This is a genomic window from Variovorax paradoxus NBRC 15149 (assembly GCF_001591365.1).
GTDB lineage: Bacteria > Pseudomonadota > Gammaproteobacteria > Burkholderiales > Burkholderiaceae_C > Variovorax > Variovorax paradoxus.
The window spans coordinates 134,413-148,331 of record NZ_BCUT01000002.1; the positions used below are offsets into that span (position 1 = coordinate 134,413).

A 13,919-nucleotide genomic window follows, 5' to 3' on the forward strand; every position below is an offset into this window, starting at 1 on the left:
ACTGGCAAGCAGCGAAGGTGGGTCTGTCTCGCGGCCACTTCTTCGCCTTGTTTTCGCGAGCAGCTCAACATGACGCCGCAGGTTTTCTGGAGTGGCGTACGGGTCGAAGAAGCCATGCGACGTGTGGCCGAAGGCAGCGTGTATGGACCGGGGACCTGGGTAACAGGTGTGCGGGGACATAGGAAACACCTTGGATGCTCAGGTTGTGGTGGTGGGGTTGCGCAGATCCAGCCGCATGAAGCGATGATGGCAGAAGAAGGCGTCGAAGCAGCCGTCAACCTTGGGGTCCGGCCGCATCGCCACGGGCAGCCTGTGCAAGGCACTGGACAGGCGCAGCTTGCGACCCTCGAAGTGCACCCAGCCGTTCCAGCCCACCGTGAGCACCTGGTCATCGGGTCCATATTCGATCGGTGCCAGCACGGCAGGCAGGGCCCGAGGGCTCACCTGATAGCGCGTTGCTGGCGTTTGCATGCCCAGCGCCTCGTGCGGGCGCTCGTGGCTGTACACGCTGCGCCAGTGCTCGAAGGCATCCTGGGCCTGGGCCAGGTTCACGAAGCTGCGCCCATTGATCACCTCGGCCTTGAGCGAACGGTGGAAGCGCTCCAATTAGCCGTTGGTCTGCGGGTGGTAGGGCGCGCTGTGGCTGATGCGAACGCCCAAGCGAATGAGCCACACGCTGAGTGCCGACAGCCCATGTTCGGCCTTGGCGGGACTGCCCCAGGGCGCGCCGTTGTCGGCGTTGATGCGTACGGGCAAGCCGTAGCGCAGGAACACCTGCTGCAGATGATCCTGTACGCGAGTGGTGTTCGTCTGGGAGCACGCGGCGATCGTCAGGTTGAAGCGCGAGTGATCGTCAATCACCGTCAGCGGATGGCAGCGCCCCGCGCCCGTCTCGAAGTAGCCCTTGAAGTCGATCTGCCACAGGGCGTTGGGGAGCTCGTGCTCGAAGCGTTGCCAATGCTCGGCCGCCTGGCTGGCTTCAGGGGTGATCAGTCCGTGGCGATGCAGGATGCCGGTGATGGTGCTGGGTGCGGGCACGCCGCTGAAGCCCAGATCGCTCAGGCGCTGGGCGATCTTGCGTCCGCCCCAGCGAGGGTGCTGGCGGCGCAGTTCGACAACGGCTTGCTCGATCACAGCGCTGCTGCGCGCAGGACTGTGGTGCGGGCGGGTGCTGCGCGGCGTGCACGCATCGCCCATGCCTTGGAGTGCATGGCGGCGCAGCAGCGCGTAGCCAGTCTTGGGGCTGATGCCAAAGCGCCGGCACAGTTCGCGGCGGTTGGCTCCTTCTTGCAAGGCCAGTTCCAGGAATTCGCGTTTGGTGTCCATCAGGTCTCTCGGTTGCCAGGGCATGGGCCACTTCCTCGGACGTCTCGACCTCAAAAGTGTTTCCTATGTCCCCGCACACCTGTTACCCAGGTCCCCGGTCCATACAGCAGCGCATTGACAGATGTCGCGCTGGACCTCGGCTTCTCCGCCCCGGGAAACTTCTCGCGCTTCTTCAAAGAGCACACCGGCGTCTCGCCGTCGATCTTCAAGCGAGCCGCACGCGAACCTTCGCCGGCGGCAGTAACCGGAATTCCGCGGGAGCAGAGCAACTACCTGTGCGCTGATGCTGGCTGCCTCTACGGCTCCAGGCGAGCACTGGAGCCGCAGCCTGACAGGCCGTTCCTGCGGTACTCCCACGCGCAATACCGGGCTCCGCGAAGTTACTCGACCTTGCCGATCCGCTGGACCACCTTCGCCATCGACTCAGCGTCCTTCGCAACGAATTTCTCGAACTCGGGCGCATCGAGATACTGGACGTAGGTTCCGGCGGCTTGCAACGACTGGACCGCGCGCGCGTCGTTCGCAGCGAACTTTGCGGCTTCGCGCAATTTGTTGATGACGGCGTCTGGCGTCGATGCGGGGACGAATACGCCGGTCCATTGCGAATAGGTGACGGGCACGCCCAGCTCCTTCAGGCTCGGCACGTCGGGAAGCGTTGGAATGCGGCCATCGCCCCATTGCGCGAGTGCACGCAACTTGCCTGCCTGGATCTGCCCTGCAACGGTCGATGGTCCCGTCGCGACGGCATCCACCTGGCCGCCGAGAAGTGCTACCACCGCCGGGCCTGCACCGGTATAGGGAATGTGCAGCATGGACGTGTTCGTGGCAGCTTTCAGCTGCTCGAGCGGCACATGCATCGTTCCATAGTTCCCGGAAGAGCCGAAGGTATAGCCACCCGGCTTCTGCCGCAGCGCTGCCGTGAACTGCTTGAAGTCCTTCCAGGGACTGTCGGCCTGGACGACGAGAACAACGGGATCCGCGGTGAAGCGCGCAACGGGCTTCAGCTGTTTGAGTTCGAACATGGGCTTGCGCTGAAGAACGGTGTCCGCCTCGGGCAAAACCACGATGGAGGCAAGCGCCATCAGTACCGTGTACCCATCGGGCTTTGCCTTGGCGACCTGCGACATGCCCACTCCGCCGCCCGCACCGGCCTTGTTCTCGATCACGATGGGCTGTTTCAGGTAGCGCCCCATGGCTTCCGCCACTGGCCGGGCAGCGATGTCGGCCACACCGCCAGGCGGAAAGGGCACGACCATCGTGATCGGCTTCGAGGGATAGGCCTCCTGAGCTGCGACCGGCGCACCGGCAAGCAGTGCAGCTGCGGCCAGGGCTGCCAAGCCCCAAGGGTTCTTTGAATCGATCATCGAGTTGTCTCCGTTGTTGGTCTATTTGTCGGACGCGCAGGGCTGCGCCGCAGTCACCTGGTGCGAACGCGGTTGTTCAGTTCGCCGAGCCCCGTCACCGCGACGCGAACGAGGTCGCCGTCCTGCAGGAACTTGGGGGGCGTATGGCCGATACCGACACCGACGGGCGTGCCGGTCGCGATGATGTCGCCTGGCAGCAATGTCATTGCCTTCGACAGCGTGGCGATCAAGGTCGGAACGTCAAAGATGAGGTCCGTCAGCACGCCGTTCTGGCGCAGTTCGCCATTCACCCATGTCTGGACCTTGAGCGAAGCGGCGGGCGACTCGTCCGATGTCGCAATCCATGGACCCACGGGACAAAAGGTGTCGAGCGACTTGCCCAGGAACCATTGCGCGTGGTTCTTCTGCAGGTCACGTGCCGTCACGTCGTTGAGCGCGATGAAACCAAAGACCTTGCCGAGCGCATCGGCCGGGGCGACGTTGCGGCACTCTGCTCCGATCACCACGCCGATTTCGCCTTCGTAGTCGACCGACGAGGTGTGGGCCGGGTCGAAACGGATGTCGTCGGTGGGACCGGCGAGCGAGGTCGTGGCCTTGGTGAAGATCTGCGGAAAGGCCGGGACTGCGGCAGCGCCGCTGGTGGCATTGAATCCGCTCTTGTCGAACTCGGTGGCGTGCTCGATGTAGTTCTTGCCTACCGCGAAGATGTTCCGCACAGGAACGGGAATCGGCGAGAGGAAGGTGACGTCGACGAAGTTGGCCTCGCCATCCCTGAGTGCCTCGAGTTCCGCTGCTGTGATCCGGCGCTCGATCACGGCCTGCACCGGGTTCAGATGATTCGAAAAAACGCCGCCGACGAATGTGACCTTGCTGCCCGCCTCGTCGACCAAGACCATGCGCACCCGACCCTGATGAGAAACACGTCCGATTTTCATATCGCTCCAATTGGTTCTAGAGCCAAACCAATTTGGCCCTATCATCCCATTCTAGAACCAATTGGATGCGAGAAGACTCTCCTTTGTCCCAGTCATTTTCAAGGCATTAGCCGCTGATATGCGAATTCAAGATTGGGCCTGATTGGTTGAACTTGAGCCGACTCGGACAACGCTTTGCTATGATTTCGGGCATTCAAGGAACGACGATGGACCACGCGGCGGTATTGAGGGACGCAATCCTCGGCAAGCTCAAGAGCGGCGAATGGCGCCAAGGCCACAGGATCGCCACCGAGCGCCAACTCAGCGAGTCCTTCGGGATCGGTCGCTCGACGGTTCGGCGCGTCCTGGCGCAACTCAAGGTCGCAGGTGTCATCACGCAAACCGTTGGAAGCGGAACCTATGTGAGCGAAGCCTTCGATCCTGCGACCCTCGGAGAAGGAATGCCATCGGGCTTGGCAAGCATCTCGGGATCGGTCAGCCCGGCGGAACTCATGGAGGCCAGACTCGCGATCGAACCGAGCATTGTCGAAATGATCATCCGCAATGCCTCGCAGAACGACTTCGCGAAGATGGCGAAGTGCTGCGACAAGGCGGAGGCTGCCGCCAGCATGGAGGAATTCGAGATCTGGGATGGCCAGCTTCACGCAACGATCGCCCTCGCCGCACACAACTCCCTCGTCACCAACATCTTCCAGTTGATCAACCAGGCACGGGCACAGGACGATTGGGGGGCGCTGAAGCGCCACAGCCTTTCCACCGAGCGACGCCTGTCCTATCAAATTGAGCACCGGCAAATCGTGGGCGCCCTGACCGACCGAGACCTGGTGCGCGCGACGGCATGTGTCCGGGATCACCTATTGCACGTGCGGAGAAATCTGCTGGGCTCATAGGTCATCCGAACCGGGCCGGACTTTTCGGCCCGCGTTGGAGCGGCGCTTCGGATCAGTTGATCTCACCAAGTGCGCGGCGCACCAAGTCATCCGCCGAGCCATCGTCTCGCAATCCTAGTGCGCGGGCCGATGCATCGTCGAGGCGCGGATAGCGGCCGAACACCGCCTCCACCTCAGGGCGAGGCTGGAATGACACCAAACCGCGACGGGATTCGCCGTAGCGTGCCGAGCACGTATCGATGATGTCCCCGATCGAGAGACGCAGCACGGGCAGCGGCCAAGCCCCCCCCGGGTCGGCGCGCGAGGCATCCATGACTGCCGCATGGACCAGGTTCTCGGCGCAGCGCTGCGCCGACATCCACCACGCCGTGGCCTCGGGGCCTACGGGGCAGGTGAAGGTTTCGCCGGCCTTGAGCGCGTGCAGGATGTCGCTCATGAATGCGGAGGAAAGCCCCGCGCTGGTCTTCGCGCGGGCGACGATGCCGGGGAGCCGGACCGATCGGCCGTCCAGAAGACCGCGACGCGTGAAGTCCGCCAGCAGGATCTCGCACACCTGCTTGTGTGCGCCGTAGGTGAGCGGAGGTCGCAATGGCGTCCTCGGCGTGACAAGGTCCGGCAGGTCGGTGCCGTACACCGCGATGCTGCTCGCATACACGACCGTGGGCCGGGTGCCGCTCGCAGCCAGGGCCTCGAACAACGAAAGCGATGCGTCGAGGTTGACCCGTCGGCCGAGCGCGTAGTCGGCTTCGGACGCACCTCCAGGGACTGCCGCGAGGTGAAAGATCACGTCGGGCCGGAACGTTGCGACCTTTGCCATCACGGCAGGCTGCGTGAGATCACCGCGGATGGCGGTCTCCCCTGCCGTCTCCGGCAAGGCCTGGTCGGCGAGCGCCAGTGCTTCGATGCGCCGGCCGCCGAGTTCGCCGCGCTCACGCAGCAGGTCGGCGAGGTGGGCCCCGATGAAGCCGCCACCGCCGGTGATAAGGACTCGCATGGTTCCGCTCACGCCTGCGGCGGCGTGGGCGCGCGAACGATGCGCTGGTCGATGGCGCCGAAAACCGGTCCGCCGTCCTGGCGCGCCTCCATGCGCACGCGGTCGCCGAAGTGCATGAAAGGCGTCCGGGGCGCGCCGTGTTCGATGGCCTCGATGGCACGGCGCTCCGCGATGCAGGCCGAGCCCTTCTGCCCTCCCGCGTTGGAGACCGTCCCGCTGCCGATGATCGTGCCCGCGGACAGGCGGCGCGTCGCGGCCGCGTGCGCGATCAGCTCGTCGAAGCCGAAGTTCATCGCACCGCCGTTCGGGTTGCCGAACCACGCGCCGTTGCATTCGACGTGGAGGTCCAGGTGCACGCGCGCATTCCGCCAGTGCTCCCCAATCTCGTCCGGCGTCACCGCCACCGGAGCGAAGCTGGAGGACGGCTTCGCCTGGAAGAAGCCGAAGCCGGTCTTCATCTCGCGGGGGCCGAAGGCACGCAGGCTCACGTCGTTGATCTGCACCAGCAGTGCGATGCACCCCCGTGCTAGTTGCGGCGAAGCGCCGAGCGGCACCTCGCGCAGCATCACGCCGTACTCGCCCTCGAAATCGATGCCATGCGCCTCGTCCGGCAGCGAAACGTCGTCGGTGGGTCCCAGGAAGTCGTCGGATCCGCCCTGGTAGATCAACGGGATCGTCTCCATGTCGGGGATCGGCGCGAGGTTGAACGCCGTCTCCATCAGGCGGCCGTGGTTCAGGAAGGCGGAGCCGTCGCACCATTGAGGCGCCCTCGGCAGCGGCGCGGCCGCCTGGCGCGGATCGAATGCGGATGCGCCCTCCACCTGCCCTGCATCGAGCCGGGCATAGAGTTGCTGAAGCCGCGGCTCGCACTCGGCCCAGCGTTCCAGTGCGTCGAGCAGGGTCGGCGCGATCGCCTGTGCGCTCACTGATCGCTGCAGGTCGCGCGACACCACGACGAGGCCGCCGTCCTTGCCGCCCTTCAGGGATGCGAGTTTCATCGCCTCAGCCCCGCGCGGCCAGCGCCTGGCCGATGGCGGGATCGTACGTGCCGTCGATCAGGACGAAGAGCATCCGGCACGGCTTACCGGAGCGGTTGGCCCACGCATGGTTGGTGCCGCGCTGCACGACGACGCTGCCGGCGCGCAGTTGCACCTCGCCCTGGTCCAGCACCAGCGTGATCTCGCCCTCCATCACGACACCGTAGTCGACGCTCTCCGTGCGGTGCATCAGCGGGTGCGGCGCGCCCCGGTCCGCGGTGGAAGCTGCCATGTCCCCGATCTCGCTGAAACCCGCGCGCAACTGCTCGGCGCTCCGGTTGAACAATTCGTCGCTGTCCGGCGGAATGTCCACGAACCGGAAGCGCGTGCCATGCGACGGCGGTGGCAGCGTCAGCGGCCCGGTGGTCGGGTCCGGGCCGTTGTCGACGCACACCGGCGCGCCCGTGGTCGCCCACACCTCGTGGAAGACGGTGCCCGGGATGGCCTTGAGCTCCGCCACGACCGGCAGCGGTCCATTGCTGGTGATCACGGCATTGCCTTGCGCGTCGTGGCCGGTGACCACGCGATGGATGGCTGGAAAGTTCATGATGTTCCTCCTATTCGAATTGGAGCTTGGACTCTTTGGCGATGCCGCGATAGAGCACGAGGTCGTCGCGTATCGCATCGGCAAGGCGGGCGGAGGTTCCGCCCTCGGGCCGCAGCCCGAGTTCCGCGAACCGTTTTTGCACCGCAGGGTCGGCCAAAGCCGCGCCCGCTGCCTTGTTCAGCTTCTCGAGCAAGGGCTGCGGCGTCGTTGCCGGGGCCAGCACGCCGACCCAGGATTCGAGTACGAAGGCCTTCACGCCAGCCTCTGCGGCCGTCTGTGTGCCGGGGAAGCGCGGATCTCGCTGCCTGCTGGTGACCGCCAGCAGCTTGACGTGCCCCGCATCGACCAGCGGCTTCGCCGAGGCATCGAACGCTACGTCCAGTTGGCCGCCCGCGACGTCGTTCAGTGCGCCTGCCGTGGAGCGATAGGGGATGTGCACGAGGAAAGTTCCGGTCAGCGACTTGAAGTACTCGCCGGCAAAATGCGCGCCGCTGCCCATGCCGGCGCTGCCGTAACTGAGCTTTCCGGGATTCTTTTTCGCATACGCGATGAATTCGGACAGCGTGCTCGCGGGGATGTCCTTCTTCGCGACGATCTGCAGGCCGTAGGTGGCTGTCATGCTGACCGGCGCCAGCGCCTTCGCGGGATCGAAGGAAATCTTCGGATCGATCACCGGGAGGATGCTGTAGCTCGAGTTCGTGAACAGCAGCGTGTTGCCGTCCGCGGGCGCCTTCATGACGGCTTCGACGCCCAGCCGGCTGCCGGCGCCCGGCCTGTTGTCGATGATGATGACCTGGCCGAGCTGCCGGCCCATGTGCTCCGCCATGATGCGGGCCACCTGGTCCGTGACACCGCCCGGCGGAAAGGGCACGACCATCTTGGTCACGTTCGGCTGTGCGTGGGCCGCCCCGGTCGTGGCTACGATGGCGATCGCGGCCAAAAGCAAGGAAAGCCACGCGGGGCGACGCTGTTGCTTCATTTCTGTCTCCTGGTTTTTATGGAAGGCGTCAACCGAAGGCGGGCGCCAGCCCGTCCCAGCAAAGGTACTTGATCTCGAGGAATTCCTCGATGCCAAGGTGCGAGCCTTCGCGGCCGAGGCCGCTCTGCTTCACGCCGCCGAAGGGGGCCACCTCGTTGGAGATCAGGCCGCAGTTGATGCCGATCATTCCCGATTCGATGGCAGAAGAGGCGCGCCAGATGCGGGCCGCGTCGCGGCTGTACAAATAGGCGGCCAGGCCGAATTCGGTGGCATTCGCGAGGTCGAAAGCCTCTTCGTCATTCTCGAAGCGGAACAGCGGTGCAACGGGCCCGAAGGTTTCCTCGCGAGCCACGGCCATCCCTGACCTCGCTCCCACGATGATCGTCGGCTCATGGAAGCGGCCGCCCAGCGCGTGGCGCTTGCCGCCGTGCAGGACGGTGGCGCCATTGGCAATCGCGTCGGCGATGTGCTCCTCGACCTTGGCCACGGCCGCGTCGTCGATCAGCGGTCCCAGCTGCACGCCCGCTTCCAGGCCGTTTCCCACACGGAGCTTGGCCACGCGCTCCGCGAGCTTGGCAGCGAAGGCGTCGTACACGCCCGCCTGGACCAGCACCCGGTTAGCGCTGATGCAGGCCTGGCCGGTGTTGCGGAATTTTGCGGCCACGACGCCGTCGGCAGCCGCATCGAGATCCGCGTCGTCGAAGACGATGAACGGCGCATTGCCGCCGAGCTCCATGGAGCACTTCTTGACCGTTGCCGCGGCCTGCGCGAGCAGCAGGCGGCCGACTTCCGTCGAGCCTGTGAAGGTGATCTTGCGCACGAGCGGATGGCTGGTGAGCGTGTGACCGATGGCACGCGTGTCATTGCCCGTGACCACATTGAACACGCCCGGCGGCACGCCGGCGCGCTGCGCCAGGTCGGCGAGCGCCAGCGCCGTGAGCGGCGTCTGGCTGGCGGGCTTCACGACCATGCTGCAGCCCGCGGCCAGCGCCGGGCCGGCCTTGCGCGTGATCATCGCCGCAGGGAAATTCCAGGGCGTGATGGCCGCGCAGACCCCGATGGGTTCCTTCAGCACCACGATGCGCTGGGCGTCCTTCGGTGCCGGGATCACATCTCCGCGCACCCGCTTGGCTTCCTCGGAGAACCACTGCAGGAAGGAGGCCGCGTAGTCGATCTCCACCTTCGCCTCGGCGAGCGGCTTGCCCTCTTCCAGGGTAATCAGTGTTGCAAGATCGTCGCGGTGCCGGATCATCAGCTCGTACCAGCGGCGCAGCACTTCCGAACGGTGCCTGGCCGTGGTCTTGCGCCAGGACAGGAAAGCCGCGTGGGCAACTTCGATTGCGTTGGCGGTCTCCGCCTCCCTGAAGCGGGGAAGCTCGGCCAGGACTGCGTTGTCCGCCGGATTGCGCAGCGTGTAGGTGCCGTGCGGTGTGGCGCCGATCCACTCGCCGCCCACATGGGCGGCGCTGCGGAAGAGTTCCGGGTCCTCGAGAAGGTGTCGCATGCTGCCTTCTTTCAGCACGGGTTGCGGCCGACCATGTAGGCGCTGTCCGGGTCCTTGGTGACCGGCAGGCCGGATGCCACCAACCCCTGGCGCAGCATCTTCATGAGGCGGTCCGGCACACGCATCGCCGGCGCACGCAGAGGGCCACCGTTGAAGCCTGCCAGCCAGTCCTGGTACTTCCACATCGTCCGGTTCAACACGCCGGTGCCGCCGGCGTAGCTCTGTGCGGCGGCGCCGTTGGCGCTGCGCGCAGGGTTGACCTTCCAGTACAGTTCCATCGCGGCCTCCCACTCGCCGCTTCTCGCCAGATCGAAGGCGCGCGGGTAGTAGGTGCTCATCCATTGCGTGTTGCTGGTGCCGGAGAACTGCAGCTTCATCACGCTCATGAGCGGGATGGCATCGCCTTCAATGGGGCAGCTGATCACCACGTCTTCCCGGAAATGGTGGTACATCTCGCACAGGCCCGCGGGCAGCGGGAATCCCTGCTCCGACTTGATCGCCACGATGTTGGGACAGTCCTTCAGCAGGCGGCGCACCAGTTCGACCGACATGCCCGCCGGATGGACGCGCTCGAAGCCCCACAGCGGGATCGGGAACAGCATCACGGCCAGCTGCGTCGCATCGCAGAACTGCTTGGTGTAGTCGTAGATCTCCTGCTCGGTCGTGGGCCAGAACTGCGGGGGATAGGACAGCAGCACGATGTCCGCGCCGGCCTTCTCCGCGAGTTTCACGGCCTGGATGTTTTCCGCGAGGGTGCCGAAAGCCGCATGGAAAAAGAGACCCATGTCGCTGCCTGCCGTGTCGCGCGCCCATGCCGTGAACTGCGCATTCTCTTCGGGCGTGATTGCCACTTCGGCGCAAAGAAGCGTGTAGCTGTAGCCCAATTCCTTGGCGAGCGCGATGTCGTGGCGGATGCCCTTTTCGTTCAGCTTGCTCAGGTCCGCGGAGTAGCTGGGAATGGTGACGGCGGAGCAGCCGACGAGGTGTTCGCGCGCCCAGGCGCGAGCGTCCTTGCGTTGATAGGTAGGCATGGTATTCCTTGGGTTGATTGGTTGGCTTACTTGGCGACCGGCACGATGCTGTGGGCCATCTCGGTACCGATCCCCAGGGCCCGGGCGCGGGCCAGCAGCATCTCGGCGGTGATGACGTCCTGCAGCGCGGAGCCGACGGACTTGTAGAGAACGATGTCTTCTGGCTTGCGTGCGATCCCGTCTCCAACGAAGTCGGCGAGCGACACCAGCTTGCCGGCGAAGTCGACACCGGCTCGGGTCGCCGCCAGCATGTCACCCGTGTCATGGGCGACCTCTTCGGGCATGTCGGCAACGATCAGGGACGCACGGACGATGGTTTCTTCATCGACCTCGCGCTGTTCGGGCAGCGTGGAGCCGATCGACACCACGGTCATGCCGGGGGTCAGCCATTCACCGCGGATCACAGGCGACTCGTCGCGGCTGCGCGCGGCGCAGAGCACGACATCCGTGCCCTCGATCGCTCCGGACGCCGATGCAGCGGCCTCGATGTCGAGGCCGTGCTCTTCGCAGACCGTCGACGCAAACTTCTCCCGGTTCGCCGGCGTCGGGCTGAAGATGCGAACGCGCGCAATGTCCCGTACGGCGGCCAGGGCCGCGAGGAGCCCCTTCGCCTCGAAGCCGGAGCCGATCACGGCCACGCTCAACGGTTTGCGCGGCGCTGCAGCGTCTACCGCGACCGCTGCGGTGGCTGCGGTGCGGATGCCCGTGATGCGGTTGCCGTCGATCAGCGCGGCCAGGCCCATCGTCTCCTGTTCGAAAAGTGAGACGAGGTAGCTGGCACGGCGCGCTTTCATGCTGGCGGAGATCAGCTTGCAGCCCATGTGCCTGCCGCTCGGGGACACGGCCGTGAGCCCGCGCAGCCAGGTGCCGTCACCGCGGGCCATGGAACGCGGCGGCACCATGGCGGCGGCGATCGGGCTGGCGTAGGCGCTGCGCAGGGCGTCGAAGGCGGCCTGCCAGTCCGTCAGCCGGGCCACGTCCGCGTCTGTGAGAAAAAGGGTCGGCGGCAACGCTATGGCGGCCGCGGAATTGAGGGTGCCCAAGGCGATGTCTCCTGTAATGGGCACGATCGTAGGCAGCGTCCCTCCCCCTGGCGACCCATCGGAGGCCAAAGCAGCTTTCCCGATTCGGGATAGCTCGCTAGCTCTGCCTTGCCGACTTGAGCATGGCTGGCGCCATGGACTTCAGCAGGCGCATGACTTCCCAGGTTGCCTTGGTGTGGGCACGGTGTTGGGTGACACCGAGCACGACCGCGCGCGACAGCGCTGGACGGACGATGCGGACGGCCGCGAGCCGGCGCGCCTCGTTGGCCGTCAGCGTGCCGGCCGTGATCGCGTATCCGCCGCCACTGGCCGTGATCTCATGCTGCAGCCGGATCGAATCGGCCTCCAGCACCTGCGTGAGCGTCAGCCCCTTCTGCCGCGCGAGCATCGCGAGGCGTGCGCGCAGCGGGTGCGGCTCGCTCGGCAGCACCAGCGGCAAGCCCGCGACATCGTCGAAGTCGATCGTTCTTCGAGCGGCCAACGCATCCTTGGCCGGCACCACCAGATACAGCGGCAGACGCGTGAGCACGGTTTCCTCCGGCGCGGCGGTGTCTTCTTCCCGCAGCAGCAAGGCAAGGTCGAGGCGGCCCTGGGTCAGCCATTCCTCGAGTTGAGCGCTCGATCCTTCGGTGAGATGCAATCGGACCTGAGGCCAGGACTTGCGGACGGCCGAGAACAAGGGGCCGGCCAGCACCGCCACCGTAGACGGCAGCAGGCCGAAGCGCACGTCGCCCACCGGCGTTCCGCTGTTCGTACGCATGTCATCGGCCAGCTGCTCCGCATCGCGGATCAACGCCATCACCCGCGGGTAGACCTGTTGCCCGAATTCAGTCAGAACGACGCCGCGGCCCGTCCGGCGGAACAGGCGCGTCCCGGACTCCTGCTCCAAGCGCGTGATGTGCCGGCTTACCACCGACTGCTGCATGTCGAGCGCAAGCGCCGCGCCGGAGACGCTGCCGGCATCCGCAACTTTCACGAACAGTTGCCATTTGGGGTCCAGGATGTTCTGCACTCAGGCATTGTGCATGGGGCAACCACGATCTTTCACCGCTGGGCTTTGGGAATCTGCCTATGCAGCAGCCAACGCCTCGGACAACGCTTGTGCCAGATCTTCTCGCAGATCCTCAACGCTCTCCAAGCCGATCGAGAACCGCAGCAGATGCCCGCCATAGCTCTGCTTGCCGCCGCGGATGCTTTGCATGTCGTAGGGCATGACCAGACTCATGGGACCGCCCCAGGAGAGACCGATTCCGAACAATTGAAGACGGTCGCAGAAGGCATCGACCTGCGCGTGGGTGCGGGATTCGTCGATGAGCACCGAGAAGAGTCCGGCGGCGGCGCTGCAGTGCGTTGCCCAGTGCTCGTGCCCAGGACAGGATTCCAGAGCGGGGTGCAGGACCCTGCTGATGCCGTCCTGTCCGGCCAGCCAAGAGGCGAGCGCTCGGGCCGTGGCGTCGTGCAGGTCGTAGCGGGCCTTGATGGATGCCAAGCCCCGCAGCACCAGTTCCGCATCATTCGCGCCCACGCCCATGCCGAGGTCCAGGTAGGCGACGCGGAACTTGTCATGCAGCTTGTCGTCGTTGGTGATGATCGAGCCCATCAGGACATCGGCACCGCCTGAAGGGTACTTTGTCAGCGCGTGAACGCTGATGTCCACGCTCATCTCGAACGGCGCGAATGCAATGCCCGCCCCCCAGGTGTTGTCGAGCGCCACGATCGCGCCCGCGCTCTTGGCCGTTGCCACCAGTGTGCGAAGGTCCGGAAATTCCATCGTGATCGATCCCGGCGCTTCGACCCAGACCAGCTTGGTACGCCCGCTGAGCTTGGCCTGCAGATCGGCGACGTCCATGGGGTCGTAGCACTGATAGGTGATGCCCAGTTGCGAGAGCGTCGTGCGTGCGTGGCGCAGCGAGGGCCCATAGACGTTGGTGGGCAGAAGCACCTCGTCACCGCTCGACAGCAATCCGATGTTGACCGTGGCGATGGCCGCCTGCCCGCTCGGGCAGAGCAGGCAGTGCCGACCGCCTTCGAGCGTACACAGGCGCTGTTCGAGCGTGTACGTCGTCGGCGTGCCGTAGAGGCCGTAGCTGTACCCGTCGCGGTGGCCGAACGCCTTGGCACGTTCGCGCACCGTTGCCGCGTTGGGGAACAACACCGTCGACCCCTTGAACACCCCCGGGGGAACCGCCTCGTAGCCGGCCGGCGGAACGTAGGCGTGGTGAATCAGTTGGGTGCTGATGTCTTGAGACATGGCAAGAGCTCTTCTGCA

General features: G+C 65.5%; 12 protein-coding genes and 1 pseudogene. 1 reads left to right on the plus strand and 12 read right to left on the minus strand.

All coding sequences use genetic code 11. The features are described 5' to 3' along the window. Nucleotides 1-198 precede the first annotated feature (198 nt). From VPA02S_RS15525 to VPA02S_RS15535, 3 genes and pseudogenes are all read right to left on the minus strand, one after another. A pseudogene (locus VPA02S_RS15525) lies at nucleotides 199-1,350 on the minus strand (IS481 family transposase). Nucleotides 1,351-1,706: 356 nt separating this feature from the next. Beyond that, nucleotides 1,707-2,690, minus strand: coding sequence for a tripartite tricarboxylate transporter substrate binding protein (locus tag VPA02S_RS15530; protein ID WP_062364648.1), 984 nt, complete (start codon nucleotides 2,688-2,690; stop codon nucleotides 1,707-1,709). A gap of 53 nt (nucleotides 2,691-2,743) precedes the next feature. After that, nucleotides 2,744-3,625: a fumarylacetoacetate hydrolase family protein gene (locus VPA02S_RS15535; RefSeq protein WP_244883526.1), complete on the minus strand. Its 882-nt coding sequence runs from the start codon at nucleotides 3,623-3,625 to the stop codon at nucleotides 2,744-2,746. 206 nt (nucleotides 3,626-3,831) lie between these two features. On the opposite strand from VPA02S_RS15535, the gene VPA02S_RS15540 reads away from it, so the two are divergent. Beyond that, a complete protein-coding gene (locus VPA02S_RS15540; RefSeq protein ID WP_062364651.1) occupies nucleotides 3,832-4,515 on the plus strand; it encodes a FadR/GntR family transcriptional regulator in 684 nt (227 codons plus the stop codon). Between the two features lie 52 nt (nucleotides 4,516-4,567). Here VPA02S_RS15540 and VPA02S_RS15545 read toward each other — a convergent pair whose 3' ends face one another. From VPA02S_RS15545 to VPA02S_RS15585, 9 genes are all read right to left on the minus strand, one after another. Next, nucleotides 4,568-5,509: an NAD-dependent epimerase/dehydratase family protein gene (locus VPA02S_RS15545; protein ID WP_062364653.1), complete on the minus strand. Its 942-nt coding sequence runs from the start codon at nucleotides 5,507-5,509 to the stop codon at nucleotides 4,568-4,570. An 8-nt stretch (nucleotides 5,510-5,517) separates the two neighbouring features. Beyond that, entirely contained in the window at nucleotides 5,518-6,507 is a 990-nt protein-coding gene (locus VPA02S_RS15550) for a fumarylacetoacetate hydrolase family protein (protein ID WP_062364655.1), read from the minus strand. A 4-nt stretch (nucleotides 6,508-6,511) separates the two neighbouring features. After that, nucleotides 6,512-7,093 carry a cupin domain-containing protein gene (locus VPA02S_RS15555; RefSeq protein ID WP_062364657.1) on the minus strand — a complete coding sequence of 194 codons (582 nt, stop codon included), beginning with the start codon at nucleotides 7,091-7,093 and terminating at the stop codon, nucleotides 6,512-6,514. 10 nt (nucleotides 7,094-7,103) lie between these two features. Continuing rightward, nucleotides 7,104-8,072 (minus strand): Bug family tripartite tricarboxylate transporter substrate binding protein, encoded by a 969-nt coding sequence (locus tag VPA02S_RS15560; protein WP_081247541.1) that lies wholly within the window; start codon nucleotides 8,070-8,072, stop codon nucleotides 7,104-7,106. A 28-nt stretch (nucleotides 8,073-8,100) separates the two neighbouring features. Then, a complete protein-coding gene (locus VPA02S_RS15565; RefSeq protein ID WP_062364660.1) occupies nucleotides 8,101-9,576 on the minus strand; it encodes an NAD-dependent succinate-semialdehyde dehydrogenase in 1,476 nt (491 codons plus the stop codon). Between the two features lie 11 nt (nucleotides 9,577-9,587). Further along, complete coding sequence (locus tag VPA02S_RS15570) at nucleotides 9,588-10,607, minus strand: dihydrodipicolinate synthase family protein (protein WP_062364662.1); 1,020 nt, start codon at nucleotides 10,605-10,607, stop codon at nucleotides 9,588-9,590. 26 nt (nucleotides 10,608-10,633) lie between these two features. Then, nucleotides 10,634-11,650 carry an ornithine cyclodeaminase family protein gene (locus tag VPA02S_RS15575; protein ID WP_081247542.1) on the minus strand — a complete coding sequence of 339 codons (1,017 nt, stop codon included), beginning with the start codon at nucleotides 11,648-11,650 and terminating at the stop codon, nucleotides 10,634-10,636. Between the two features lie 97 nt (nucleotides 11,651-11,747). Further along, the gene (locus VPA02S_RS15580) at nucleotides 11,748-12,662 is read right to left on the minus strand and encodes a LysR family transcriptional regulator (RefSeq protein WP_062364663.1); all 915 of its coding nucleotides are present in this window, start codon (nucleotides 12,660-12,662) and stop codon (nucleotides 11,748-11,750) included. Nucleotides 12,663-12,719: 57 nt separating this feature from the next. Next, the gene (locus VPA02S_RS15585) at nucleotides 12,720-13,901 is read right to left on the minus strand and encodes a PLP-dependent transferase (RefSeq protein WP_062364665.1); all 1,182 of its coding nucleotides are present in this window, start codon (nucleotides 13,899-13,901) and stop codon (nucleotides 12,720-12,722) included. Between the last annotated feature and the right edge of the window lie 18 nt (nucleotides 13,902-13,919).

What these genes read in the sequence shown, in the direction of transcription:
- VPA02S_RS15530 (WP_062364648.1), bottom strand. Translation starts at nt 2,690, where the DNA reads ATGATCGATTCAAAGAACCCTTGGGGCTTGGCAGCCCTGGCCGCAGCT.
- VPA02S_RS15535 (WP_244883526.1), bottom strand. Translation starts at nt 3,625, where the DNA reads ATGAAAATCGGACGTGTTTCTCATCAGGGTCGGGTGCGCATGGTCTTG.
- VPA02S_RS15540 (WP_062364651.1), top strand. Translation starts at nt 3,832, where the DNA reads ATGGACCACGCGGCGGTATTGAGGGACGCAATCCTCGGCAAGCTCAAG.
- VPA02S_RS15545 (WP_062364653.1), bottom strand. Translation starts at nt 5,509, where the DNA reads ATGCGAGTCCTTATCACCGGCGGTGGCGGCTTCATCGGGGCCCACCTC.
- VPA02S_RS15550 (WP_062364655.1), bottom strand. Translation starts at nt 6,507, where the DNA reads ATGAAACTCGCATCCCTGAAGGGCGGCAAGGACGGCGGCCTCGTCGTG.
- VPA02S_RS15555 (WP_062364657.1), bottom strand. Translation starts at nt 7,093, where the DNA reads ATGAACTTTCCAGCCATCCATCGCGTGGTCACCGGCCACGACGCGCAA.
- VPA02S_RS15560 (WP_081247541.1), bottom strand. Translation starts at nt 8,072, where the DNA reads ATGAAGCAACAGCGTCGCCCCGCGTGGCTTTCCTTGCTTTTGGCCGCG.
- VPA02S_RS15565 (WP_062364660.1), bottom strand. Translation starts at nt 9,576, where the DNA reads ATGCGACACCTTCTCGAGGACCCGGAACTCTTCCGCAGCGCCGCCCAT.
- VPA02S_RS15570 (WP_062364662.1), bottom strand. Translation starts at nt 10,607, where the DNA reads ATGCCTACCTATCAACGCAAGGACGCTCGCGCCTGGGCGCGCGAACAC.
- VPA02S_RS15585 (WP_062364665.1), bottom strand. Translation starts at nt 13,901, where the DNA reads ATGTCTCAAGACATCAGCACCCAACTGATTCACCACGCCTACGTTCCG.